This window comes from Methylobacterium sp. D54C (assembly GCF_053345595.1).
In genome coordinates this window covers 21,061-43,978 of sequence record NZ_JBKFAK010000026.1, presented here as the reverse complement: position 1 = coordinate 43,978, position 22,918 = coordinate 21,061, and the positions used below count along the sequence as shown (strand labels likewise).

General features: G+C 74.2%; 22 protein-coding genes and 2 riboswitches. Of the genes, 12 read left to right on the top strand and 10 right to left on the bottom strand.

Going from position 1 to position 22,918, the window contains the following annotated elements; all coding sequences use genetic code 11:
* The first annotated feature begins 37 nt into the window (after positions 1–37).
* Positions 38–982 carry an alpha/beta hydrolase gene (locus ACLBYB_RS28325; RefSeq protein ID WP_447683469.1) on the top strand — a complete coding sequence of 315 codons (945 nt, stop codon included), beginning with the start codon at positions 38–40 and terminating at the stop codon, positions 980–982.
* 802 nt (positions 983–1,784) lie between these two features.
* On the opposite strand, the gene ACLBYB_RS28320 is transcribed toward ACLBYB_RS28325, so the two are convergent.
* The 6 genes from ACLBYB_RS28320 to ACLBYB_RS28295 all read right to left on the bottom strand — a co-directional run bounded on the left by ACLBYB_RS28320 (position 1,785) and on the right by ACLBYB_RS28295 (position 9,141).
* Positions 1,785–3,509 carry a DEAD/DEAH box helicase gene (locus tag ACLBYB_RS28320; RefSeq protein ID WP_447700759.1) on the bottom strand — a complete coding sequence of 575 codons (1,725 nt, stop codon included), beginning with the start codon at positions 3,507–3,509 and terminating at the stop codon, positions 1,785–1,787.
* 9 nt (positions 3,510–3,518) lie between these two features.
* Positions 3,519–4,307, bottom strand: coding sequence for a precorrin-6A synthase (deacetylating) (gene cobF / locus ACLBYB_RS28315; RefSeq protein ID WP_447700758.1), 789 nt, complete (start codon positions 4,305–4,307; stop codon positions 3,519–3,521).
* Between the two features lie 43 nt (positions 4,308–4,350).
* Positions 4,351–5,289 carry an ornithine cyclodeaminase family protein gene (locus ACLBYB_RS28310; protein WP_447700757.1) on the bottom strand — a complete coding sequence of 313 codons (939 nt, stop codon included), beginning with the start codon at positions 5,287–5,289 and terminating at the stop codon, positions 4,351–4,353.
* A gap of 125 nt (positions 5,290–5,414) precedes the next feature.
* A complete protein-coding gene (locus ACLBYB_RS28305) occupies positions 5,415–6,536 on the bottom strand; it encodes a DSD1 family PLP-dependent enzyme (RefSeq protein WP_447700756.1) in 1,122 nt (373 codons plus the stop codon).
* A 48-nt stretch (positions 6,537–6,584) separates the two neighbouring features.
* Complete coding sequence (locus ACLBYB_RS28300) at positions 6,585–7,724, bottom strand: pyridoxal-phosphate dependent enzyme (RefSeq protein ID WP_447700755.1); 1,140 nt, start codon at positions 7,722–7,724, stop codon at positions 6,585–6,587.
* Positions 7,725–7,878: 154 nt separating this feature from the next.
* Entirely contained in the window at positions 7,879–9,141 is a 1,263-nt protein-coding gene (locus ACLBYB_RS28295; protein WP_447700754.1) for a D-amino acid dehydrogenase, read from the bottom strand.
* 65 nt (positions 9,142–9,206) lie between these two features.
* A riboswitch (glycine riboswitch) is annotated at positions 9,207–9,316 on the bottom strand.
* Positions 9,317–9,319: 3 nt separating this feature from the next.
* A riboswitch (glycine riboswitch) is annotated at positions 9,320–9,422 on the bottom strand.
* Between the two features lie 229 nt (positions 9,423–9,651).
* On the opposite strand from ACLBYB_RS28295, the gene ACLBYB_RS28290 reads away from it, so the two are divergent.
* The 3 genes from ACLBYB_RS28290 to ACLBYB_RS28280 all read left to right on the top strand — a co-directional run bounded on the left by ACLBYB_RS28290 (position 9,652) and on the right by ACLBYB_RS28280 (position 11,136).
* On the top strand, positions 9,652–9,987 hold the full coding sequence (locus tag ACLBYB_RS28290; RefSeq protein ID WP_447700753.1) for a hypothetical protein: 336 nt from the start codon (positions 9,652–9,654) through the stop codon (positions 9,985–9,987).
* Positions 9,988–10,175: 188 nt separating this feature from the next.
* The gene (locus ACLBYB_RS28285; protein ID WP_026605306.1) at positions 10,176–10,433 is read left to right on the top strand and encodes a hypothetical protein; all 258 of its coding nucleotides are present in this window, start codon (positions 10,176–10,178) and stop codon (positions 10,431–10,433) included.
* Between the two features lie 97 nt (positions 10,434–10,530).
* Positions 10,531–11,136, top strand: coding sequence for a glutathione S-transferase (locus ACLBYB_RS28280; RefSeq protein ID WP_447700752.1), 606 nt, complete (start codon positions 10,531–10,533; stop codon positions 11,134–11,136).
* A gap of 37 nt (positions 11,137–11,173) precedes the next feature.
* On the opposite strand, the gene ACLBYB_RS28275 is transcribed toward ACLBYB_RS28280, so the two are convergent.
* Positions 11,174–11,647, bottom strand: a complete 474-nt coding sequence (locus tag ACLBYB_RS28275) for a DoxX family membrane protein (protein ID WP_447683475.1) — start codon at positions 11,645–11,647, stop codon at positions 11,174–11,176.
* 471 nt (positions 11,648–12,118) lie between these two features.
* Here ACLBYB_RS28275 and ACLBYB_RS28270 point away from each other — a divergent pair, with 471 nt between their 5' ends.
* A complete protein-coding gene (locus ACLBYB_RS28270; protein WP_132367795.1) occupies positions 12,119–12,916 on the top strand; it encodes a glycosyltransferase family 2 protein in 798 nt (265 codons plus the stop codon).
* Positions 12,917–13,007: 91 nt separating this feature from the next.
* Here the strand turns inward: ACLBYB_RS28270 and argE are convergent, their stop codons facing one another.
* Positions 13,008–14,240, bottom strand: a complete 1,233-nt coding sequence (gene argE / locus ACLBYB_RS28265; protein WP_103985050.1) for an acetylornithine deacetylase — start codon at positions 14,238–14,240, stop codon at positions 13,008–13,010.
* A 250-nt stretch (positions 14,241–14,490) separates the two neighbouring features.
* Between argE and ACLBYB_RS28260 the strand changes: the two genes are divergently transcribed.
* From ACLBYB_RS28260 to ACLBYB_RS28230, 7 genes are all read left to right on the top strand, one after another.
* The gene (locus ACLBYB_RS28260) at positions 14,491–14,826 is read left to right on the top strand and encodes a hypothetical protein (RefSeq protein ID WP_447700751.1); all 336 of its coding nucleotides are present in this window, start codon (positions 14,491–14,493) and stop codon (positions 14,824–14,826) included.
* A gap of 67 nt (positions 14,827–14,893) precedes the next feature.
* Entirely contained in the window at positions 14,894–15,760 is an 867-nt protein-coding gene (locus ACLBYB_RS28255; RefSeq protein WP_020095516.1) for an alpha/beta hydrolase, read from the top strand.
* Between the two features lie 190 nt (positions 15,761–15,950).
* On the top strand, positions 15,951–17,876 hold the full coding sequence (locus tag ACLBYB_RS28250) for a sensor histidine kinase (protein WP_447700750.1): 1,926 nt from the start codon (positions 15,951–15,953) through the stop codon (positions 17,874–17,876).
* Between the two features lie 335 nt (positions 17,877–18,211).
* Positions 18,212–18,565, top strand: coding sequence for a hypothetical protein (locus tag ACLBYB_RS28245; RefSeq protein ID WP_244435330.1), 354 nt, complete (start codon positions 18,212–18,214; stop codon positions 18,563–18,565).
* Positions 18,566–18,777: 212 nt separating this feature from the next.
* Positions 18,778–19,455: a carbonic anhydrase gene (locus ACLBYB_RS28240; protein ID WP_020095513.1), complete on the top strand. Its 678-nt coding sequence runs from the start codon at positions 18,778–18,780 to the stop codon at positions 19,453–19,455.
* Positions 19,456–19,457: 2 nt separating this feature from the next.
* Positions 19,458–21,038, top strand: coding sequence for a SulP family inorganic anion transporter (locus tag ACLBYB_RS28235; protein ID WP_244540042.1), 1,581 nt, complete (start codon positions 19,458–19,460; stop codon positions 21,036–21,038).
* A 366-nt stretch (positions 21,039–21,404) separates the two neighbouring features.
* Positions 21,405–21,779 (top strand): hypothetical protein, encoded by a 375-nt coding sequence (locus tag ACLBYB_RS28230; RefSeq protein WP_091926290.1) that lies wholly within the window; start codon positions 21,405–21,407, stop codon positions 21,777–21,779.
* A 41-nt stretch (positions 21,780–21,820) separates the two neighbouring features.
* Here ACLBYB_RS28230 and ACLBYB_RS28225 read toward each other — a convergent pair whose 3' ends face one another.
* Both ACLBYB_RS28225 and ACLBYB_RS28220 read right to left on the bottom strand, forming a co-directional pair.
* The gene (locus ACLBYB_RS28225) at positions 21,821–22,036 is read right to left on the bottom strand and encodes a hypothetical protein (protein WP_103985046.1); all 216 of its coding nucleotides are present in this window, start codon (positions 22,034–22,036) and stop codon (positions 21,821–21,823) included.
* Between the two features lie 165 nt (positions 22,037–22,201).
* Positions 22,202–22,861 (bottom strand): hypothetical protein, encoded by a 660-nt coding sequence (locus ACLBYB_RS28220; RefSeq protein ID WP_447700749.1) that lies wholly within the window; start codon positions 22,859–22,861, stop codon positions 22,202–22,204.
* Between the last annotated feature and the right edge of the window lie 57 nt (positions 22,862–22,918).

Genomic DNA, 22,918 nt, shown 5'->3' with positions numbered 1-22,918 from the left:
CGGGCCGCACGGGACCGCGCCCGTCGCGAGGGGGCCCATGACCGGTTTCGTGCCCGACCGCCGCTCTCTGCTCCTCACCCTGGCCGCGGGTTCGGCCGTCCTGTCCGCGCGGGGGGCCGACGCCGTCGGGGCACCGGAGCGGATCCCGCTCTGGCCGGGCGAGCCGCCGGGCGGCGGCGGTCCGCGGGGTCCGCCGGTCCGCGACGACAGCGGCGCCGTGAAGAACGTCGCCGTGCCGGTCCTGGAGGTGTACGCCCCGGAGACGCCGACCGGCGTGGCGGTCCTCGTCGCCGGCGGCGGCGGCTACGCCCGGATCGGGATGGTCAAGGAGGCGCTCCCCGCCGCGCTCTGGCTCGCCGCGCAGGGCATCACGGCCTTCGTGCTCACCTACCGCCTGCCGGGCGAGGGCTGGGCGGCGGGCCCCCTGGCGCCGCTCCAGGACGGGCAGCGGGCCCTGCGCCTGATCCGCGCCGCGGCCGCGCGCTTCCGGATCGACCCGGCCCGCGTCGGCGTGCTCGGCTTCTCCGCCGGCGGGCACCTCGGCGGCCTCATCGCCGCGCGCTCCACGTTCCGGGCCTACGACCCCGTCGACGCGGCCGACGACCTGTCGGCGCGGCCCGACTTCGCGACGCTGATCTACCCCGTGGTGAGCCTGGAGCCGCCCTACGACCGCACGACCACCCGGCGGTCCCTCGTCGGCGAGACCCCGAGCCCGGCGGCGAGCCGGGACTGGTCGCTCCAGACCCATATCCGGTCCGGTTGCCCGACACTGTTCCTCGTGCAGGCGGACGACGACGCGGTCATCAGCCCGGAGCACAGCCGCATCCTGGACGCGGCCTGCCGCGAAGCGGGCGTACCGGTCGAGTACCACCGCTTCGCGGTCGGCGGCCACGGTTTCGGGATCGGCCGGTCGGAGGCGCCGGTCGCCCTCTGGCCGCGGCTCTGCCGGCTCTGGCTGACCAGCGTGTCGGTGATGCGCTGACGCGGTGCGCGCACCGCCGGCCTGGATGGCCCCGCCGGGTTGGCCATCCGGCTCGGGAGCCGTCAGACCGGCAGGTCAGACAGGCAGGGCAGGGGACCGGTGAGCCCGGCCGGACGCGCAGGTGCCCTCGCCCGCGCGGACAGGACCGCGCCGGGCGCGTCGGAGATCGCCGCCGGGTTCGCGGGCGGCCACGCCCGAAGAGCCGGGCAGCCACCGCGCGCGACGCTGAGCTAGCCGGAGCGCCGCGGCAGCGCTCGGCCGTGCGTCGTTCCAGTCCGTCCGCCGCGGGGAGGGGCCTCCGGCCCCTGACCCGACCGCCCTGCCCGGGAGCGTCGGACTTCGGCGCCCGTCGGCCCCTTCGTCCCCGCGCCCGCCGCGGCGATCACGCCGCGTCGCGCGCGACGACGGGCGCGTCGCGGCCCGGGTCGGAGCCGAACATGCCCGGCGTCGGCGCGCGCACCCTTTCATCCCCGGCCTCGACCTGACGTCCGATCAACAGCCCTGATCCAACCGCGCGGCCTCCAGGGCGAGGCGCCCAGCACCCGACAATCCGGCCCCCACACGCGTCCACGATGTTCGCATAAGATATATTATGGAATGCAACGAGCAAATCGGGCTGGGTGAGGGGTGATCCGCCGGCTGAGCCGCTGTGAGTGGCCGGCTGCGAGCCCGGATGGGATCTCGTCTCCGGCCGCCTCCGGATCCGGGCGGTGCGGCCCGGCGTCGAGGCCCGCTCGGCTCGGCGGCATCCGGATCGGGCGAGGGCGGTCCGAGCCCCCTCCCCGCCGCGACTCGCGCCGCCTCACGCGGCGCGCCCGCCCAGGCGGCGCACGTCGCCGAGGATCCGGCCATCCCGGGTCCGACAGTCGATATGCTCCGACAGCCGGCCCGGCCGGATCCGGATCGAGGCCGGCCGGGCCAGGAGCGCGGCGCGCTCCAGGAATTCCGCGGCGCTCATCGGCGCGTCCCGGCCGCCGCCGAGGCCGCGCCACCAGGACACCGCCTTCTCCCGCTCGTAGCCGCTGCGTTCGGGCCGCAGGCGGACGCGCCACGCCGCCTCGGCGGGGCCGTCCCGCCAGCCGAGGACGAGGTCGAGCCCGTCGGGTGCGGCCTCGAGCTTCAGGGCCGTGACCGGATGCCAGGCGGCCTCCTGCCGAGCAGCCTCCTGCCCGCCGGCCTCCGCCACCGGGGCAGGGCCCGCCGGCTCGGGACCGGGCAGCCCGGGATCCGCCGAGAGGATCGCCAGCTCGTCGTCGGCGGCGGCCTCGTGCGGGGCCTCGGCGTCCGGGTCCGCCTCCGGCTCGGTCCAGCACGCCTCGCAGGTGGAGGCGTTCAGCGCGATCAGGGCGCCGCAGCCGGGGCAGGGCTTGGCGCGCGGGGCCCCTGCCCCGCCCAGTCCCTGGGTGGCGCTCCGGACCGTCACGGCGTCCACGGGCCCGTGCATCCGCACCAGACCGGCGTAATCGAGGATCAGCGCGTCGGCCTTGCCGGGCGCGCAGCGCAGCGCCCGGCCGACCTGCTGCACGTAGAGGCCGGTGCTGCGGGTCGGGCGCAGCAGCGCCACGAGATCGACCTCGGGCACGTTGAAACCGGTCCCGAGCACGCCCACCGAGGTCAGGCAGCGGATTTTTCCCGCCCGGAACGCCGCCACGATCCGGTCGCGCTCCCGGCGGGGTGTCTCGCCCGAGACGCTCTCGCAGGAATGCCCCTCCGCCCGCACCGCGTCGCGCACGGCGTCCGCGTGGGCGAGGCCGGCGCAGAAGGCGAGCCAGGCCCGGCGGGCACGCCCGTACTCCGCGAGCTCCGCGACCGCCGCCCGGGTGATCCAGTCGCGGTTGACCGCCGCCTCCAGCTCGCCCGGGATGTAGTCGCCCCCGCGCCGGCCGACCCCCGAGACGTCGAGCTGGGTGAGGGTCGCCTTGGAGACGAGGGGCGCGAGGTAGCCGCGCCGGATCAGCGTGAACGTGTCGGCCTCGTAGGCGATGCCGGAGAACAGCCGGTGCTCGCCTTCGTCGAGCCGGCCCGAATCGAGCCGGTAGGGCGTGGCCGTGAAGCCCGCCACCCGCAGCCCGGGGGTCCGCGCGCGCAGGCCAGCCAGGAAGCGGCCGTAGCGGGTGTCGGCGGCGCGGGGGATCAGGTGGGCCTCGTCGACGATCACGAGGTCGCGCGGGCCCACCGTGTCGAGCCGGTCGGCCACCGACTGGATGCCGCAGACCAGCACCTGCGCCTCGGCCTCCCGCCGCCGGAGCCCGGCCGAGAAGATCCCGGCCGGCGCCCCCGGCCAGGACCGGGTCAGCTCGGAGAAATTCTGGGCGACCAGCTCGCGGCTGTGGGTGACGATCGCCACCCGGGCGAGGGGGTTCTCCTCAAGGGTTTCCCGGGCCAGCGCCGCGATCACGAGCGCCTTGCCCGCCCCGGTGGGCAGCACGATCAGGTGGCCGGGCGCCGCGTCGTCCGCCCCTCCCCGCGCCCAGGCGGCCGAGAGCGCGTCGAGGCTGGCGCGCTGGTAGTCCCGCAGGCGCAGCATGGCGGCGGTCTAGCCGGCCGCGCCGGCCCTGTCCGTGGCGGCGCGGTCACGGCGCAGCAGGTAGATGTCCATGATCCAGCCGTGCCGGGCCCGGGCCTCGGCGCGGACCCGGCGGATCTCCTCGCCCGCGTCGCCGAGCCGGCCCGAGACCAGGATCTCGTCCGGGCTGCCGAGATAGGCGCCCCAGTGGATCGTCAGGTCCGGGTCGAGATGCGCGAAGGCCGGGTCGCCGTCGAGCATCACCACGACGCTCTCCGCCTCCGCCGGCCACCCCGCGGCGAGGCGCCGGCCGGTGGTGATCAGCACCGACCCGCCGATGCCGTTCAGCGGGACGCCGTGGCGGGCGGCGAGGACCTGCACGCTGGACAGCCCGGGCACGACGAGCCGCCGGAACGGCACGCGCCCGCGGGCGAGGATGTGGTCGAGGATGCGCAGGACGCTGTCGTAGAGGGCCGGGTCCCCCCAGGCCAGGATCGCCCCCACCTCCCCGGCCCCGAGATGGGCCGCGAAGGCCGTCTCCAGCCGCTCGGCCCGGGCCGCGTGCCAGGCCTCGACGGTGCGCCCGTAATCGGCCGGGCGGCGCTCCCGGGGCGGGTCCTCGACGGTGACGAACCGGTGTGGCTTGGCGATATGGGCCGCGCAGATCCGGCGGCGGATCTCGACGAGGTCGGCGGTCTCGGCGCGCTTGTCGAGGACGAACACCGCGTCGACGTCGGCGAGCGCCCGCACCGCCTGGAGGGTCAGGTGCTCGGGATCGCCCGTGCCGATGCCGATGACCCGGATCTGCCTGTCCTGCATGCCGTCCTCCGCCGGGGCGGGGAGGGCCGGCGCCGGCCTCCCCCTACAGGCGCGCGTCGGCTTTGGCGAGGATCGCCCGGGCGATGGTCAGGTCCTGCAGGGCGATGCCGGAGGAATCGAACACGGTGATCGCCTCCGGACCCGTCCGACCCCCCTCCCCGCTCCGGAGCACGTCGCCGAGCGCCCGCATTCCGGCCTGGGCGTCCGCGGAGGCGTGCTGGAACTCGCCGATGGTGCGCGACTGCTCCGGCAGGTCGCAGAACAGGGCCGCCCGCTCCAGCAGGGCCGGGGGCAGCTCCTGCTTGCCCTTCGCGTCCGCGCCCATGGCGGCGACGTGCGTGCCGGGACGGACCCAATCGGCCTCGAACAGCGGCGCGCGGGCCGGCGTCGCCGTGACGATCACGTCGGCCGCCGCGCAGGCCTCCCGGGGCGCGGCCGCCCGCACGTCGATCCCCGAGGCCCCCTGCCCCGCCAGGCGCTCGGCAAAGCCCGCGACCTTGGCGGCGTCCCGGGCGACGACCAGCACCGTCCGGATCGGCAGGACCCGGGCGAGCGCCGCGCACTCGAACTCGGCCTGGTTGCCGGCCCCGAACACCGCCAGCACCGCCGAGTCCGGCCGCGCCAGGACGCTCGCCGCCACCGCGTCGGCGGCGGCGGTCCGGTAGGCGTTCACCCGCCCGGCCTCGATCACCGTGTCGACCCGGCCGACGGCCTGGTCGAACAGCAGGATCACCGAATTGTGCCGGGGCAGGCCCCGATCGGGATTGCCGGGCCAGAACGAGCCGACCTTCAGGCCGGCATAGTCCGCCGTGGAGCCCGACTTGATCGAGAACCGGTTGGTCGGCTCCGAGCCGTGGCCGAGCACCGCCGGGAACAGGGTGGTCCCCGGCGCCACCGCGGCGATCAGCGCCGCGCGGGCCGCGTCGAACGCCAGGGCGTGATCGACCAGGGCGGCGGAGTCCTCCTCGGAGATGAAGCGCATGGATTCAGGGATCTCCCGAGTCATGGTTTCGAAAGGTCGAGACCTTTCGCGGGTATCGGGCGGAGCCCGATGTCGGGGCGCCGCCCCGACGCCCCGCCGAAGGGCCTCGGCCCTTCGGAATCCCGTTACAATGTCATGCCGCGGGCGGTGACCGGCCAGATCGCCTCGACGCGGCCGTTCCGCACGCCCACGTACCAGTCGTAGACGTTGACCGTCGGATCGCAATGGCCGGGGATCAGCTTCAGGCGCTCGTTGAGCTTCAGCACGTTGCCGGGATCGCTGATCACCCCGTGCTCGTCCGAGCACTTGACGTACTCGACGTCGTCCCGGCCGAAGACCACCGGCAGGCCGCTGTCGATGCTCTGCGCCTTCAGGCCGGCATCGCAGATCGCGACGTCCGCCTTCGCCTTGCTCATGATCGCCGTGTAGATGAACAGGCTGTTCTCGAACTCCGCGATCGGTCGCCCGTCCGCGTCCTTCACCCGCTGGTAGTCGGCGTCCATGAAGACGTAGGAACCGCATTGCAGCTCGTTGTAGACGCCGCTGCCGCCCTCCATGGCGAAGCTGCCGGTGCCGGCCCCCGCCACGATGGCGCAGTCGAGCCCTTCGGCCTTGAGCAGGTCGACGGTGCGCTTCGTCTCGTCGATCGCCGTCTGGATCAGGGCCTTCCGCTCGCCGAAATCGCGCACGTGCTGGGCCTTGCCCTGGTAGGCCTGCAGGCCCGCGAAGCGCAGGCCCGGCGCCGCCGCGATCTTCTTCGCGATCGCCAGAGCGGGCTCGCCCGGCGCGACGCCGCAGCGGCCGGCGCCGACGTCGATCTCCACGAGGCACTCGAGGGTGACGCCGTACCGGACCGCCGCCGCCGAGAGGTCGTCGACATTGCCGAGGTCGTCGACGCAGACCAGCACCCGCGCGCGGGTGGCGAGCGCCGCGAGGCGCTCGATCTTCTTCGGCGCCACCACCTGATTGGAGACCAGTACGTCGCGGATGCCGGCGCTCACCAGCGCCTCGGCCTCGCTGACCTTCTGGCAGCAGACGCCGCAGGCGCCGCCCCGCTCCATCTGCAGGACCGTGATGTCGGACGACTTGTGGGTCTTGGCGTGCGCCCGGTGGCGCAGGCCGTGCGCCTTCATGAAGCGTCCGAGCGTGTCGACGTTGCGCTCGAGGGCGTCGAGGTCGACCAGCAGGCAGGGGGTGTCCACCTCCTCGACCGGCATCCCGACGGTGGCGGGGATGTTGTTGCGCATGGTGTGTCCTCCTGAACGGGTGCGGATCTCGTGGCGGGGGGAGCCGGGTTACGGGGCGAGGCCCAGAAGCTCGGCGATGCGCGGCGTCGCCTTGATGCCGGTGCCGGTGAGCACCACCACGGTGGTCTCCTCGGGCCGGATCGCGCCGCGCGCGGTGAGGTCGGTGAGCGCCGCCGCCGCCATGGCGCAGGTCGGCTCGACGTAGAGGCCCGACCGGGCGAGCTCCATCAGGGCCGCCTCGATGGCGTCCTCGGAGACCGCCACGGTGCCGCCACCGGAGCGGCGGAGCGCCGCCAGCACCTCCCGGCCGCGGACCGGCTGGGCGATCGAGGCGCCCTCGGCCAGCGTCGGGCGCGGGGTGATCGGCACGAAATCCGCGGCGCCGGCCTCGAAACCCGCGTGCAGGGGGGCGCAATGGGCCGGCTGGACCGCGTAGAGCCGCGGCAGGCGGGCGATCGCCCCCCGGCGCAGCAGCTCCGAGAAGCCGATATCGCAGCCGAGGATGTTGCTGCCGGCCCCGCACGGGATGATCACGGCGTCGGGCGCGGTGAAGCCCAGATCCTCCCACAGCTCGTAGGCCAGCGTCTTGGTGCCCTGGAGGAAATGGGCCTGCCAGTTGTGGCTGGCGTAGAAGATCGACTCCGCTTGGGCGACGGCCGCGTCGGCGGTGTCCTGGCGGGTGCCGGGCACCAGCTCGACCTCGGCGCCGGCGGCCCGCATCTGGACGGTCTTGGCCGGCGAGGTCGAGGCCGGGACCAGGATCTTGGCCCGCATCCCGGCGGCCGCCGCGTAGGTCGCCACCGCGGCGCCGCCGTTCCCGGAGGAATCCTCCAGCACCGCGTCGATCCCCTGCTGGCGCAGGATCGACAGCATCACGGCGGCGCCCCGGTCCTTGAAGCTGCCGGAGGGCGCGAACCACTCGAGCTTGAAATGGGCGTGGCCGCCCCGCCAGGGCCGGCGCACCAGCGGGGTGCAGCCCTCGCCCAGCGTGACCGGGTCGGCCACCGCCACCGGCAGGGCGGCGGCGTAGCGCCAGAGGGAGCGCCGGCCTGTGTCGATCTCCGCCCGCCCGATTCCCGGCAGGTCGGTGATCATCAGCGGACCGCCCGTCTCGGAGCGCCAGCGCGGCGTCTCGATCGGGTAGGTCGCCCCGGTCGCGGGGTCGAGATAGGCGGGAGACGAGGGCATCGCGGCTCGGGTTCCGGGGTGGTTCGGAAAGAGAATACAAAATAATCTTCGACGGCGCGCCCCCTGTTCGAGGATGGGACGGCGCGCCGCGCTGCGCGTCAGGGCTCCGCCCTGACAACCTGCTGAAGGGCCTCGGGCCCTTCGGAGACCCGGGTCAGGCCGCGAGCGGCAGGATCGTCGGCTCCGGGGCGTGCTCGGCGGCGACCGCCCCGGCGACGAGCTCGGCGGTGGCGCCCGAGAGGGTCCATCCGAGATGGCCGTGCCCGGTGTTGTAGAAGATTCCGGGCAGTCGGCCGCGGCCGACCTTGGGCAGCATGGTCGGCAGCATCGGTCGCAGCCCGCTCCAGGCCACCACCCGGTCGGTGTCGACGCGCGGGAACTGCTCGCGGGTCCAGTCGACCAGCGGCTCGATCCGGTCGTGGCGGATGTCGCGGTTGAAGCCGTTGAACTCGGCGGTGCCGGCGACCCGCAGGCGCTCGTCGCCGAGGCGGCTGGTGACGATCTTGGCCGCCTCGTCGAGGATGCTCACCTCCGGGGCCGCCGCCTGCGCCTCCGGGGTCAGCAGGTTCACGGTGATCGAGTAGCCCTTCACCGGGTAGACGTTGACCCGGTCGCCGAGCATCGCCGCGAAGTGCCGGCTGGCGCAGCCCGCGCAGATCACCACCGCGTCGGCCCGCAGGACCCGCGCGTCGCCGGCCGGCCGGCCCGCTTCGCGCCAGCCGACGGCGTAGCCCCCCTCCCCGGGCGCGATCGTCTCGACGCTGGCGTCCTGGACGAAGCGGACGCCCTTGCGCGCGCAGGCGGCCGCGAGGCCGCGGGTGAATTTGTGGATGTCGCCGGTGGCGTCCGAGGGCGTGAAGAAGCCGCCGTGGTAGCGCCCGGCCAGCGTCGGCTCGATCGCCCGGATCTCCTCGGGGGTCACGGCGTAGCGCTCCAGGCCGCCCTCCCGCAGCAGGGCGTTGACGGCGGTCGCCTTCTCGAAGCTCGCCCGGTCCCGGTAGAAATGCAGGATGCCGCGGGTCTTCAGGTCGAAGTCGATCCCCTCGGCCTCGGCCATGGCGAACAGGGCCTCCCGGGCCTTCAGGGCCAGCCGCACCGTCTCCACGGTGTTCTCCCGGTAATGGGCGATCTCGCGGACGAACTCGGCCATCCACGACAGCTTGTGCCAGGAGGGCCTGGGATTCATCAGCAGCGGCGCGTCCCGGCGCAGCATCCAGCGCAGGCCCTGCACCACCGTGGAGAGCTTGTTCCAGACCTCGGCGTTGCAGGCCGAGAGCTGGCCGCCATTGGCGAAGGAGGTCTCCATGGCGGCGTAGCGCTGCCGGTCGAGGACGGTGACGCGGTAGCCGCGCTGGGCGAGCGCGTAGGCGGTCGTCACGCCGGTGATGCCGGCGCCGATCACGGCGATGTGGGTCATGAGCTTGGACTCCGGGACTGGACGCGTGGAGGCCGCCCTCGAGTGGTCGGCCGGTTGCGCGCCCCATCTGTCCCGGTGCCTGAGAGCTTGATCCGACCCGCCCTGGCGAGGCGAGGCACGGACGTCCCCTTCGGCGGGTGCCCACGGTTTCAGCCCGCTGCACCACTCTCCAGATCGCCCTGACGACACGGTTCCGGTGCCTGAGAGTTTCCGGGGCGGTTGCTCCGTCGGCGCCGGGTCCCCTCTGCTGGGAAGATCCCGGTCTCTCCCGCATCGTCACGATGGGCTGTCCCTGGATACGCCGACCGGCCGCGGGGGAGAAGCCCGTCCGTCCCGCCGGCGGCCGATTCCGCCGACAGCCGGTGCGCGTTGTCACCGCCGGAGCGCTGCCGGAGCGCTGCCGGAGCGCTGCCGGAGCGCTGCCGGAGCGCTGCCGGATCATCGCGGGGAGCGATCCCCGCCGCCGGCGGTTGACCCGGGGGTTTGACGGGGACTTCCGGGGGACGGCCGATGCTGACCAGGACCGCGATCTACGAGGGCACGGTGCGCGACGGGCGGGAGGAGGAGTTCTTCCGCCGGGTCCGGGACGAGCTGGAGCCGTTCTGGCGGCGGTTCCCGGGCGTCACCGCCGTGCGGGTCCAGCGCCTCGTCTCCAAGGACGACGACGCGCGGCCGATCGCCATGATCCTGGAGATGGACTTCCCCGACCAGGCGGCCCTGGACGCCTGCCTCGCCTCGTCGATCCGCCCGCAATCGCACGCCGCCACCGAGGCGGTGATGCAGATGTTCGACGGCCGATTCTACCATCTGGTCAGCGCCGGACGGACCTTGTCGCTGGTGGATTGAGATCAGGTCCCGGGACGCCGCTGACCGACCATATTCACCGCCGTATTTACCGTACATAAACCGAGACCGACAGATTCATATCTTCTAGAGACAAAACTATTCGCCTACACACCAGTCGAACCAACCCTCTTAAGGGTCTCGGTGCAGCTTGTGCCCGAGCGACACCCTTGGTTCAGGCGGACGGCGCGATGGCGAAGTGGATACCTGGCGCGGCCGTCTTCGGTCTCCTGTGCCTGATGATCATCCCGGCCCCCGGGATCTGGGGCGTCCTGATCGGGGCCGCCTGCGTGCTCGCCATCGTCGGCAGCCTGTGCATGCTCGTCCTCGATCGGGTGGCGAGCGCCATCCTCGTCTGGCGCCAGCGGGTGCGGGTGCGACGCCCGAGCTCGGGCCGGAGCCGCAGCCGGGTGGTCCATGCCGGCTCCAGGGTGACCCGGAAGGTCTGAGCCTCCGGCGGGGCGCCGGGGACTGGATTCCCCGCGGTATCGGTGCAAGGTCCCGGCGCCGCGATCACGGCGCCTGAGACCAAACCGGGACGGTCCGATGAAGCTCCTCTACTCCCCCGCCTCTCCCTACGCCCGCAAGGTGCTGGTCCTCGCCCACGAGACGGGCCTGATCGACCGGATCGCCGTCACCGTCGCGGGGGCCTCGCCGACCGGCCCCTCCGCGGAGGTCGCCGCCCACAATCCGCTGGGCAAGATCCCCGCCCTGGTGCTGGAGGACGGCACAGCCCTCTACGACAGCCGGGTGATCTGCGAGTATCTCGACGGCCTCTCCGCCGGCCCGCACCTGTTCCCCGAGGGCGCCGCCCGCTGGGACGCGCTGACCCGGCAGGCGCTCGCCGACGGCCTGCTCGATGCGGCGCTGCTCACCCGCTACGAGCGGGTGCTGCGTCCCGAGCCCCACCGCTGGGACGCCTGGGAGGCCGGTCAGGTCGGCAAGATCCGCGCGGCGCTGGACCGGTTCGAGAGCCTGGTCGGCGGGATGCCGGCGCTGGATATCGGCACGGTCGCGCTGGGCTGCGCGCTCGGCTACCTGGACCTGCGCTTCCCCGATCTCGCGTGGCGGGAGGGCCGCCCGGCGGTCGCCGCCTGGTACGCGGAGTTCGAGCGCCGCCCGTCCATGGAAGCCACCGTGCCGAAGGGCTGAGGGCCCCGCCGCGCCGAGCCGCGCAGACCGCGCCCCGCTACGGCCGGGCCCGGTCGGCGATCGCGTAGGGATGGGTCGATCCGAGCGGATCGGCGAGGAAGTCCTGGACCGTCCCGGCGCCGGTGCCGAAGGTGATGAGCAGGAAGCCGCCCGCCAGCGCGAAGTTCTTCAGGAAGTCCCAGAACAGCTCGCGGCCCCTGCCCCCGGCCCAGAAATCCCCCGGCACCCAGAACTGCTTCCACAGCAGCGCCGTCACCCCGCAATAGCCGGCGAGCACGAAGGCGGCGGCCCGGTCGGCGGTCCCGGTCAGGATGCACAGCGACATCCCGATCTCGACGCAGAGCCCGATCAGGATCAGCGCCACCGCGGGCGCGGTGGCGTGCACGGCCTGCCGCGCCTGCCCGACCGCGCCCCTGAAGTTCAGGATCTTGTCGAGGGCGCTGAACGGCAGGAACAGCAGCACGAGGAGCAGGCGGACGCCGAACGCGATCGCGACGCTGAGGCTGGCCATGCTCTGAAGGGTCTCCCTCAACCCGGCCCGGTGCGGACCGCTGATCCAAGGCGGTGATCCAAGGCGCTGATCCAAGCCGCGAGCGGCGCGAAGGTTTCCTCCGCGACGGGCCGGTGCCGGCCGGGAGGGGCTCCGCCGCCCGGCATGCCGCGCTTCTTCCAGCGAAGGGTGGCATCGCGGCAACAATGATTCAAGCCGTTTCGCGAAAATAATGGAACACCGGAAATTTTCAGAATTTCGGATCGATTCTCGGTCGATTGATCGATCGCGATGTATACAGTAGCTCGAAATCTTTTCGACCATTATTGAACTCAACCCGAACCGACCGGCCGAGACTTGACAGGCACGGTCCCGTCTCGGCTCCAGTTCTGCAAGTCTCTCTCGGTCGACGCGCGGTGATCACGCGTGACGGCGCGCAGATCGGGGGAACCGGACCGCAAACCGTATCTGCAGAACCGGCGAGCCTTGACCATGCGAATCGCGATCATCACGCCGTCGCGGCTCAAACCCTCGACCCTGGCCGGAGAGGCCGGCCCGTACTTCCTGGAACACGCGATCGCGAGCGCCAACGCCCAGGAGCTCGACCGGCCGGCGACGATCCACTTCTTCGTCGGGACCGATCCCGGGACCGAGATCCCGGCACGGCTCGCCGCGCACCCGCAGGTCACCTTCGCGCGCGGCGCGCGCAAGGGCCAGATCCCCGCGCTGAACGCCGCCATCGCCGCCGTCGACGACAGCTGGGACCTCGTCGGCTTCCTCGAGGACGACGATCGCTGGCTGCCGCCCTATCTGGGCGTCGCCGTCCGCGCCCTGGACCGCTTCGATTTCGTCTCCTCGACCCAGCTCGAGACCGACGAGGCCGGCGAGGTGGTGCGGATCAACGACTTCGCGACGCCGTCGGGCTGGCTGATGCGGCGGACCACCTTCGCGCAGGTCGGCGCGATCAGCCCGGCCGCGAAGTGGCACTACGACAACGAGTGGCTCGGCCGCCTCGCCGAGACCGGCCTGCGCCGCGCCCACCTCGTCGAGGCGACGGCGCCCGTCACGCTGCAGCACGCGGCCCTGGTCCGCCCGTGGCTCGCCAACGTCCTCCAGCTCGGCGGCCCCAACGTGCAGCTCGCGCGCCACGGCTTCGTCCTGCCGCTGGTGTGCCGCCTCGTGCATCCGGGCTCCGGAAGCTCGGATGTCGGCCAGGGCGGGACGTCGAGGGCCGAGAGCGAGGCCGAGTACCGGCGGCTGGTCGACCGCTTCGGCCGCATCCCCTGGTGAGATCGCCCTCGTGAGATCGCCCTGGTGAGATCGCGCCGCGCGGCGGAGGCTCCGCGGACCGGCGGCGCGCCCGACCGGCGCGGAGGCCGGTTCAGCCCGGGAGCGCACCCTGGGACGCCGCCGCGGAGCCGGTCACGCAGGCGCCGATCAGCCGCCGCACGAAGCCCGCGCAGGCCGCGAGTTCGTCCCGGGTGACGTACTCGTCCGCCCGGTGGGCGCGCGCGATCGAGCCCGGCCCGATCACCACGGCCGGCACGCCGCCGAGCCGCTCGAACAGCCCGCCCTCCGTGCCGTACGAGACCTTGGCGTGGCCGTTGCGGCCCGCGAGGCGCTTGGCCAGGGTCACGATCGCCGCCTCCGGATCGGTGTCGAGGCCCGGATAATCGATCAGCGGCTCGACCGCGACGCCGCAGGCCGGATCGCCGGCCCGCATCAGCGGCGCCAGCGTCCCGGTGGCGTAGGCGATCGCGGACGCCGCCAGCGCGGCGGCATCGTCCGCGCCGATCGCCCGGTACTCGAACTCGACGCTGCAGCTGTCGGGCACGATGTTGAGCGCCGATCCGCCCCGGACCACGCTCGACAGGCCGGTGGTGTGGGGCACGTCGTAGAGCGCGTCGCGGGCGCCGTCCCGGGCGATGGCCTCCGCCGACAGGCGGACATGCTCGATGAAGCGGGCGGCGTACTCGACCGCGTTGACCCCCTGGGGCGCCAGGGCCGAGTGGCTGGCCTTGCCGCGGAAGGTGAGGCGGGCGGCCGATTTGCCCTTGTGGCCGACCACCACGTCCATTCCGGTCGGCTCGCCCACGAAGCAGCCGAGCGGCCGCGGCACGCGCTCGAGCATCCGGGCGATCAGCGGGCGCACGCCGAGGCACCCGATCTCCTCGTCGTACGAGATCGCGATGTGGATCGGGGTGGCGAGCTCCGCCGCGACCATCTCGGGCAGGAGCGCGAGGCAGACCGCGAGGAACCCCTTCATGTCGGAGGTGCCGCGCCCGTAGAGCCGCCCGCCCTCCTCCCGCAGGACGAACGGGTCCGACGACCAGGGCTGGCCGTCGGTCGGCACCACGTCGCTGTGGCCGGAGAGCACGTAGCCGGGGCGCGTCTCGAACGGCCCGACGCTGACCAGCAGCGCCGCCTTCCGGCCCGTCGGATCCGGCACCCGCTCGACCGCGGCGCCGAGGTCGCGGCAATAGGCCTCCGCCCAGTCGATCAGAGGCAGGTTCGAGCGGGCGCTCACCGTGTCGAAGGCGACGAGCGCGGCGAGCAGCGCCGCCGGATCGGGCGTGCCGGGGCGCGGCGTGGCGGTCTGTGCGGACTCTGTCATGGATCCCATGTCGTGGGGAGGCCGTAGGGAGGTCTTGGCTGGGTCTTGGCTGGGTCTCGGCCAGGCCGCGGCCGGCACACCGCCCCTCCCGAATCGGTTTCGGAGGGACGCGGCGTCCGCCGGAGTTCTCGGCCTTCCGGGGATCCAGGGCAATGCCCGGCCCGGCCGGCGCCGCTCCGGAACCGGGACGACGTTCGGGCGTAGCCGCCGGGTAGGGCCCCTTCGGCCCGCTCGTCCCGGAGCCCCGACCATGCGTCCCGGTCCCGCCCCGATCCTCGCCGTCCTCCTGTCGACGCTCCTCTTGCCGACGCTCCTCCTGCCGACGGCCCCGCTGCTGGCCGCCCCGGCCGAGGCCCGCCGGCAGGCCGCGCCCCCTGCCGGGCGACCGCATCACCGCGCGGCCTCCGACATGGACCTGACCCTCGCCCGCATGGCGGCGCGCGACCGGCCGCTCTGGCGGGTCTGGCAGCGGCCCCGGCCCCTCGCCCGCACTGTCGCCCCGGCGACGCGCGAGCGGGTCGCGGCGCCGCCGCTCACGGGCTGGGGCTACGACGGCACCGTCCCGGGTGCCGCGCCCGGCTTCTGAACCGCCTCGACCCGGGCCCGGCCGCCTGCCATGGTGCGGGCGACCGCAGCGGCCCGAGACGGACACGATGGTGCTGGAGTTCCGCCTGGACGATCCGACCCCCGCGGATCCGCGCCGCCGCTGGGACACCCTCGCGCAGGAGGCGCGGGACGCCTGCTACGACAACACCCGCGCGGTGGCCGACAGCGCCGCCCAGGTGGCCGCCCGGGACGCGGCCTCGGCCGCCTATCGGGCGGCGCATCCGGCCGGCCTCGACGTGCCCTACGGCCCCGGCGCCCGCAACGCCCTCGACCTCTACCCGGCGCGGGACGCGGCGGCGCCCTGCCTGGTCTTCATCCACGGGGGCTACTGGCAGCGGGGCGCCCGGGAGCTGTTCGCCTGCTTCGCGGAGGGCCCGAACGCCGCCGGCTGGTCGGTGGCGATGGTCGGCTACACCCTGGCGCCGGAGGCGAGCCTTTCCCGGATCGTGGCGGAGATCGGCGCGGCCCTCGACTGGCTGGCCGCCCACGGGGCCGCGCGCGGGATCCGCGGTCCCCTGATCCTGTCGGGCTGGTCGGCGGGCGGGCTGCTCACCGCGATGCAGCTCGGCCATCCGGCGGTGGCGGCGGGCCTGGCGATCTCCGGCGTCTACGACCTCGCGCCGATCCGCCAGACCTCCCTGGACGCCAAGCTGAGCCTCACCGACGGCGAGATCGAGACCCTGTCGCCCCTGCGGCTCCCGGTGATCGCGAAGCCGCTCTGCATCGCCTACGGCTCCCGCGAACTGCCGGCGCTGATCCACGACGCCCGCAACCTGCACGCCCTGCGGGCGGCGGCCCACGCCCCCGGCTCCCTGCTGCCGGTCCCCGGGGCCGAGCACTTCTCGGTGCTCGACGCCCTGCGCCGGCCGGGCGGGCTCCTGGTCCGGGCGGCCCACGCCCTTCTCGAGGACTGAGGCCCCGGCCGGCAGCCCGGACTGCACCCAGACGCCGGGGGGACGACGGCGTGCAGATTTGCAACTCCCGATAGAAATTCTGCATCGCCGAGGCCCGTTTCCGCCTTGCTGAGGCCTGCCCCGCGTGCTGAGACGGGATCGCGGGCACGATCTCCCTCCACCGGGAGCCGGCCGATCCCAGGGAGATCGGATGCAAGCGGTCGCGCGATCGGAATCCCTTGCGGCGCCCTGCGCCGGCCCCGCGGACCGGGCCGGCCGCCGCGGCGGATGGCGTGACCGGTGGCGCGCGCCGCGGCTGCGCGTCGTGCTGGCCCTGGGTTTCGGCACGCTCGGCTTCCTGACGACCCTGACGCTCGCCGCCCTGGTGAGCCGCGAGGCGACCCGACGGCTCGAGGCGGAGGTCGGCGGCCAGCTCGCCGAGATCGCCGGTCAGATGGCCCGGGGCCTCGATATCGGGATGTTCGAGCGCTGGCGCGACATCCAGATCGCCGCCGCCTCGGACAGTCTGCGCGATCCCGGGACCGGAACGGCCGCCAAGCGCGCCGTGATGGAGCGGCTCCAGGCGACCTACCCGGCCTACTCGATCATCGGGCTGATCGACGCCGACGGGCGCTTCTCCGTCACCAGCACCGGCGCCCTGGAGGGCGCCGACGTCTCCGGCCGCGACTATTTCCGCGGCGGCCGCGCGGGCCCCTACGTGGGCGACGTGCACCCGGCCAAGCTCCTCGAGGCGCTGATGCCCCCGGACGAGGCCGCCGCGCGCGCGGCGTCGCGCGAGCCCCTGCGGCTCCTCGACGTCGCGGCGCCGGTGCGGGCGCCGGACGGCCGCGTCCTCGGGGTGCTGGCCGCCCATCTCGACTGGACCTGGGCGCGCGACATGGCCCGCATCCTCGAGGCTGGCCTCCGGGGCCACCGCCAGGGCGCCGAGATCCTGATCCTGTCCCGCGACGGCACCGTGCTCCTCGGGCCGCCCGCCCTGCAGGGCGCCCCCCTGCCCCGCTCGGTCCTGGCGGGCGGCCGGCCCCTCGATCCGGAGGGCACGAGCCGGGTCGGCCCCTGGCCGGACGACGCCGCGTATCTCAGCGCCCGCGCGTCCACGGCCGGCCACCGCGACTATCCGGGCCTCGGCTGGCAGGTGGTGGTGCGGCAGACGGCCGACCGGGCCCTGACCTCGGTGGCGGCCCTGCGCGGGGGCATCCTGGCGGCGGGCAGCGCGGTGGCCCTCGCGGCGGCGCTGCTCGCGTGGCTGCTCGCGGGCCTGATCGCCCGCCCCCTGCTGGATCTGGCGGTCGCCGCCGAGACCCTGGGCCGCGACCAGCCCCTGCCGACGCTGCCCCGCTCCCTCGTGCGCGAGGGCGCGACGATCGCCGACGCCCTCGCGGCGGCGGCGGACGAGCGGGCCCGGCGCGCCGAGACCCACCGGCTGCTGATCGACGAACTCAATCACCGGGTGAAGAACACCCTCGCCACCGTGCAGGCGATGGCGGCGCAGAGCCTGAAGAATCTGGGCGCCGGCGCGGCGGCCGGGCGCGACGCCTTCGAGGCGCGGCTCCTCGCCCTGTCGCGCGCCCACGACATCCTGACCCGCGAGAGCTGGGCGAGCGCGGATCTGCGCGGCATCGCCGCCCAGGCGGTGCGGCCCTTCCTGGGTCCGGACCCCGCGGGCGGCGATCCGTCGAACCGGGATTCCTCCGGTCGGGAGACTTCGGATCGTGACCCTGCGGACCGGGACGCTCCGGGTGCGAACACCCCGCGCATCACCCTGGACGGCCCCGACCTGCGGCTGCCGCCCGAGGGCGCCCTCGCGCTCACGATGATCCTGCACGAATTGTGCACCAACGCGGTCAAGCACGGCGCCCTGTCGGTTCCGGGCGGGCGGGCCGCGCTGGCCTGGACGGTGGAGGCGGGTCCGGACACCGAGACCCTGCGGCTGACCTGGCGCGAGTGCGGCGGCCCGCCGGTCGTCTCGCCGTCGCGGAGGGGGTTCGGCACCCGCCTGCTCGAGCGGGGCCTCGCCGGAGGCAGGACCGCCAGCCTCACCTACGAGGCCGGCGGCCTCGTCTACGTGGCGGCCAATCCCCTGCCCGCGACGCGTCTCCACACCGGACGGGCCTGACCCCGCTCCGGCCCGGGCGACCGTCGTCCCGACCGCACCCGACAGCGCGCGCGTCCGCGGTGCGAGGGCGGCCGCGCGGCCCTGCGCGCCGCGGACTCGCGCCGGAAGGACACGCTCCGCGCCGTCGGCGCCAGACCTGTCCTTAATCCCGGCCCCTCTCTCAAGATGGACAAAGACGTGCGCGGACGCACACGATAGTACTTACGCCACGGATTAAAGCTTTCGTAGATACAATGTGCCGATGCGCACACGCTATTCCGAAAATGTAGACTAGGGTCGACTTATCGGCAGGGATGCGGTGTCCCTCGCCACAAGTCGAACAGCGAGGAAACGTCATGATCCAGTCCCGCACCCAGTCCCGACATCTCCCGGTTCGCGGCCACGCGGCCGGTCCCGCCTTCGGCCTCGCCCTCGGCCTCGTGGTCGGAATCCTCGGAGCGCCCCTGGCGGCGCAGGCGGGCGAAGGCGGCGGCGGGAGCCGGCAGGCCGCCGGCGGCGGCCACATGAGTTCCTACATCAACGACCCGCACCACGACCCGCGCTCGCTGCACTCGCAGCGCTCCGGGTCCGGGCAGCTCCTCGGGGCGCCGATGATTCACGACAGGGCCGGGGCCACCGTGGCGCGCGGCCAGGTTGTCGACCCGCACTGGGCCTCCGGAACCGCGGAGCGCCGCCGGGTCCGTCGCTGAGACGTCGGAGGCCGGGCCTCCGACGCGACACCCGACGCGACACCCGACACATCACCCGACACCGAGACCCGCCGCCCGGCCCCTCCGGCCGGGCGGAGCCGACGGGAGACCGCTCCGCGCTCCCGTCCCGCGCCGCCGTCCGGCAGGCGCACTCCGGCGCATCGCCCTTCCCCGTTCTCGCCTTCCGGTTCTCCCAGCCTCAGGGACCCTTCATGAACAACCTCATCCAGGGCATCGCCAGCTTCCAGGGCAGCGTCTTCCCCGGCCAGCGGCAGATGTACCAGCAGCTGGTGCGCGACGGTCAGCACCCGAGCGCGCTGATCATCGCCTGCGCGGATTCCAGGGTCTCGCCCGAGCACATCACCCAGGCGGGACCCGGAGACCTGTTCGTCTGCCGCAACGCCGGCAACATCGTGCCCCCGGCCTCCGACGTGGTCGGCGGCGTCTCCTCGGCGATCGAGTACGCCGTGGTGGCCCTCGGCGTGCGCGACATCGTGGTCTGCGGCCACTCGGATTGCGGCGCCATGAAGGGGCTGATGAACCGGGACCTGCTCAAGCGGATGCCCAGCGTCGCCGCCTGGCTGCGCCACGCCGAGGCCGCCGAGCGGATCGTCTGCGAGGCTTATCCGGAGGGGATGGACGCGCAGGCCCGCCACCACGCCCTGGCCCTGGAGAACGTGGTGGTCCAGCTCGCCAACCTGCGCACCCATCCGAGCGTCGCCGCCGCCCTGGCCAAGGGATCCCTGCGGCTGCACGGCTGGTTCTTCGAGATCGAGACCGGTGCCCTCCTGGCCTACGACGGCGCGAGCGGGCAATTCCGGCCGATCGCCGGGGCCGACATGCCCGTGGCGCAGGATTCCTCCGCCAGCAGCCGCCTGCAGGCGGCCTGACCATGCGCGCCCCCGGCCGCCTGACCACGAGCCTGCAGAGCGCCCTCGCCCCGGACGGCGCCGTCCGGGCGAGCCTCGCCCGGGACCTGCCCGCCTCCGTGGTGGTCTTCCTGGTGGCGCTGCCCCTGTGCATGGGCATCGCCATCGCGTCCGGCGTGCCGCCGGAGCGCGGCCTCATCACCGGCATCGTCGGCGGCATCGTGGTCGGCCTCCTCGCCGGCTCGCCGCTCCAGGTCAGCGGGCCCGCCGCCGGGCTCGCCGTGATCGTCTACGGGTTCGTGCAGGCGCACGGTCTCGACGCCCTGGGTCCCGTCCTGGTGGTGGCGGGCCTCGTCCAGCTCGTCGCCGGCGCCCTGCGGGTCGGCGGCTGGTTCCGGGCGATCTCGCCGGCCGTGGTGCACGGCATGCTGGCCGGCATCGGGATCCTGATCGTGCTGGCCCAGATCCACGTCCTGACCGACGCCCTCCCCCGGGCGAGCGGCCTCGACAACCTCGTGGCGATCCCGGCCGCGTTCTTCAACTTCGTCAGCGGCACGGGCGACCGCACCGGGGCCGTGATCGTCGGCGGGATCACCATCGCGGCGATGATCGCCTGGGAGCGGCTGCGCCCGGCGCGGCTCCGGCTCCTGCCCGGGGCGCTCGTCGGCGTGCTGGCGGGCAGCCTCGTGGCGGGATTCGGGGATCTCGCCGTCAAGCGCGTGGCGGTGCCGGAGGCCCTGTTCTCCGGCCTCGCCCTGCCGGCGGCCGAATCCTGGGCGCGCCTCGCCGAGGCCGAGATCCTGATCATGGCCCTGGTCATCGCGGTGATCGCCAGCGCCGAGAGCCTGCTCTCGGCGGCCGCCGTCGACCGGATGCACGACGGCCCCCGCACCCAGTTCAACCGCGAACTCGGCGCGCAGGGCATCGGCAACCTGATCTGCGGGCTCGCCGGCGCGCTGCCGATGACCGGGGTGATCGTGCGCTCCTCGGCCAACGTGCAGGCGGGCGCCGTCAGCCGCGCCGCCACGGTGATGCACGGGACCTGGATCCTGGCGTTCCTGCTGGTGCTGCCCTGGCTGCTGGCCCTGGTGCCGACCGCGAGCCTCGCCGGCATCCTGGTGGTCACCGGCTGGCGGCTGGCGAGCCCGGCCCACGCCCTGCACCTGCAGGCCCGCTACGGCTGGCTGACCGCGGCGATTTGGCTCGCCACGATGGCCACCGTGGTGGCGGTGGACCTGCTCACCGGGGTGCTCACCGGCCTCGCCCTGAGCCTGATCCAGGCCCTGCCAAGCCTGCGCAAGGGACGGCTCCGGATCGAGCACGCGGCGGCCCCCGAAGTGCCCGGCGTGCCGGAGCTGCGCCTGTCGGGGGCGGCGACCTTCCTGCAGCTGCCGAGCCTCACGGCGGCCCTGGAGCGGACCCCCGCGGGCGGCGAGGTCCGCCTCGCCACCGACAACCTCGCGGCCATCGACCACACCTGCCTGGAGATGATCGGCGACTGGGCGAGCCGGCGCAGCGCCGGCGGCAGCCGGATCGCGGTGGTGGGCGGGTCGGGTGTCCCGCACGACCGGCTCGCCGCCGCGGTGGCGGCCCCGGCGCACTGAGGACCCTGGCGCCCTCCGCCGGCGGCGAGACCCGTCGGGCGGAGGGCGCGCCGCCCACCCGGGGCGGTTCGCGGCGACACGGCCCGAACCGACGGCCCGAAACGACGGCACGGAGCCGTTCCCGGCGCGATCGGGAGCGGCTCCGCGCCGCGTCCGCACCCGGTCGCCGGGCCTCCATTCCCGGACGACGGCGGCCCGCCGCGCGGGCCGTCAAGGCTGTCCGCCTCCGGGGAGACGGCGATCTTCAAAACCGGTTAATCCTGAATCTTCGCGCCCCTTTAACGAGCGGGAGGCCAGACTCAGCCTCACGGCAGGTCCGGCCCGCGGGACCGGCCGGCGGAATGGTTCTCGTCAGGAGCTTCGTCGATGATCAGGTTCCTTGCGGCCTCGGCCGCCTGCCTGGTCCTGTGCGGCGCCGCGGCGGCGCAGGACATGCCCGGCCTCGCGACCCTGAGCCCGCCCGACCCGGTGCAACCGGTGGCGGCGAGCCCCGCGCTCCCGGCACCGGACGGCGCGGTCGCGCCGGGATCGCGAGCGGAGGCCGGCCCCGATCCGGTCGCGCTCCGGCCCGCGCCCGGCCGGGTGCCCGTCGGCAGCCTCACCCTCCGCGGCACCGCCGCCGACCCCGCGCAGACGACCGCCAGCCTGAAGGTTCCGGCGACCGGCCCCGGCGCGTCCAAGCCCTGGTGCGCGCAGGAGCGCCGGATCGGCACCGGTCAGGGCTTCTGCCTGGTCAACTGAGCGGCCCCTGATGGGCCAAGCGGCCGGATCGGGCGGCCGGATCAGGAGGCCGCGTAGACGGTGACCTCGTCGAAGGTTCCGCCTTCCGGCGCGTAGTCGAGGGAAGCGACGAGAAGCACCAGCACGGCCGCGCCGACCGCCGTGACGGCGAGGAGCCGCGTGATCAGATCGGCGTGGCCGCGGGCGACGTGGATCAGCGCGCAGCCGAGCATGAAGGCGCAGACCTGCGTGGCCGGCGCGGCGAGCGCCGCGGTCATCGCGCCCGCCCGATCATCCGATCACGGCCGATCCTGTCCATGCACGTCCTCCCCGGCCGGGACGCCGTCTGCCGGCGCGCAGCCAAGCAGATCGCCCGTCGCGGCGCCCCCCCAATATGGGGGAGCCGGCGGGGTCCGGCCTCACGTCTTCGTGACCGGCGCCCCTCAGGCGGGCTCCGGCCCCGGCCATGCCGGGGCGGATCCCGGGATGGATGCCAGGGCGTAGGTGGCCTCGGCGACCCGGTTCAGGGGGCCGCCCGGCCCGGACCGCTTCCACAGGCGCGTGTTGAGGGCCGCCACCGGATCCCGGCCGGGAAGGGTGAAGCCCTGCCCGGCGAGCACCTCCAGGATCTCGGCCGCGTGCAGCGGCCGGCCCGCCCGCGCGATCGCCGCGCAGGCCGCCTGCACCAAGGCCCGGCCGTAGCGGCGGGCGCCGGCGGCGTCCTCCGTGAAGGCGATCGCCGGCGGGATCGGTCCGGCGGCGCCGACGGGACCGGGCGCCCCCGCGGACCGCGCCGCCGGACCGGTCCGCGCGCCCCAGTGCCCGGGGTCCGCGCCCGCCGCGTCGGCAAGCGATCCGGACCGGGCCTCTAGGACGTCCCGTACGTCCCGCCCCCGCGGCGGCTCGTCGGCCGGGTCTCGGCGTGGCCCTGCCGGCGGTTCGGGCTTCGGGGCCGGGTCCGGCCGCGCGTCCGCTCCGCCGGCCGCGAGCCGGCGGCCGAGCTCCTGGTAGAGGACGAGATCGGCGATCTCCCGATCGAGCGCCTCGCGCTGGCGTCGCAGCGCGGCGAGCCGCGCCGCGATCTCGGAATCCGACAGGGCCACGTGATGTTCCTTCCAGGCGGACGGAACACATATCTCATTCCGCGCCATTCAGGGAAT

Bases quoted from the DNA above. Each gene is read 5' to 3' on its own strand.
- ACLBYB_RS28275 (WP_447683475.1), bottom strand. From the start codon at position 11,647: ATGGCCAGCCTCAGCGTCGCGATCGCGTTCGGCGTCCGCCTGCTCCTC.
- cobF (WP_447700758.1), bottom strand. From the start codon at position 4,307: ATGCAGGACAGGCAGATCCGGGTCATCGGCATCGGCACGGGCGATCCC.
- ACLBYB_RS28240 (WP_020095513.1), top strand. From the start codon at position 18,778: ATGAACAACCTCATCCAGGGCATCGCCAGCTTCCAGGGCAGCGTCTTC.
- ACLBYB_RS28325 (WP_447683469.1), top strand. From the start codon at position 38: ATGACCGGTTTCGTGCCCGACCGCCGCTCTCTGCTCCTCACCCTGGCC.
- ACLBYB_RS28270 (WP_132367795.1), top strand. From the start codon at position 12,119: ATGCGAATCGCGATCATCACGCCGTCGCGGCTCAAACCCTCGACCCTG.
- ACLBYB_RS28280 (WP_447700752.1), top strand. From the start codon at position 10,531: ATGAAGCTCCTCTACTCCCCCGCCTCTCCCTACGCCCGCAAGGTGCTG.
- ACLBYB_RS28300 (WP_447700755.1), bottom strand. From the start codon at position 7,724: ATGCCCTCGTCTCCCGCCTATCTCGACCCCGCGACCGGGGCGACCTAC.
- ACLBYB_RS28225 (WP_103985046.1), bottom strand. From the start codon at position 22,036: ATGACCGCGGCGCTCGCCGCGCCGGCCACGCAGGTCTGCGCCTTCATG.
- ACLBYB_RS28285 (WP_026605306.1), top strand. From the start codon at position 10,176: ATGGCGAAGTGGATACCTGGCGCGGCCGTCTTCGGTCTCCTGTGCCTG.
- ACLBYB_RS28290 (WP_447700753.1), top strand. From the start codon at position 9,652: ATGCTGACCAGGACCGCGATCTACGAGGGCACGGTGCGCGACGGGCGG.
- ACLBYB_RS28295 (WP_447700754.1), bottom strand. From the start codon at position 9,141: ATGACCCACATCGCCGTGATCGGCGCCGGCATCACCGGCGTGACGACC.
- ACLBYB_RS28250 (WP_447700750.1), top strand. From the start codon at position 15,951: ATGCAAGCGGTCGCGCGATCGGAATCCCTTGCGGCGCCCTGCGCCGGC.
- ACLBYB_RS28235 (WP_244540042.1), top strand. From the start codon at position 19,458: ATGCGCGCCCCCGGCCGCCTGACCACGAGCCTGCAGAGCGCCCTCGCC.
- ACLBYB_RS28230 (WP_091926290.1), top strand. From the start codon at position 21,405: ATGATCAGGTTCCTTGCGGCCTCGGCCGCCTGCCTGGTCCTGTGCGGC.
- ACLBYB_RS28305 (WP_447700756.1), bottom strand. From the start codon at position 6,536: ATGCGCAACAACATCCCCGCCACCGTCGGGATGCCGGTCGAGGAGGTG.
- ACLBYB_RS28260 (WP_447700751.1), top strand. From the start codon at position 14,491: ATGCGTCCCGGTCCCGCCCCGATCCTCGCCGTCCTCCTGTCGACGCTC.
- ACLBYB_RS28310 (WP_447700757.1), bottom strand. From the start codon at position 5,289: ATGCGCTTCATCTCCGAGGAGGACTCCGCCGCCCTGGTCGATCACGCC.
- argE (WP_103985050.1), bottom strand. From the start codon at position 14,240: ATGACAGAGTCCGCACAGACCGCCACGCCGCGCCCCGGCACGCCCGAT.
- ACLBYB_RS28245 (WP_244435330.1), top strand. From the start codon at position 18,212: ATGATCCAGTCCCGCACCCAGTCCCGACATCTCCCGGTTCGCGGCCAC.
- ACLBYB_RS28255 (WP_020095516.1), top strand. From the start codon at position 14,894: ATGGTGCTGGAGTTCCGCCTGGACGATCCGACCCCCGCGGATCCGCGC.
- ACLBYB_RS28320 (WP_447700759.1), bottom strand. From the start codon at position 3,509: ATGCTGCGCCTGCGGGACTACCAGCGCGCCAGCCTCGACGCGCTCTCG.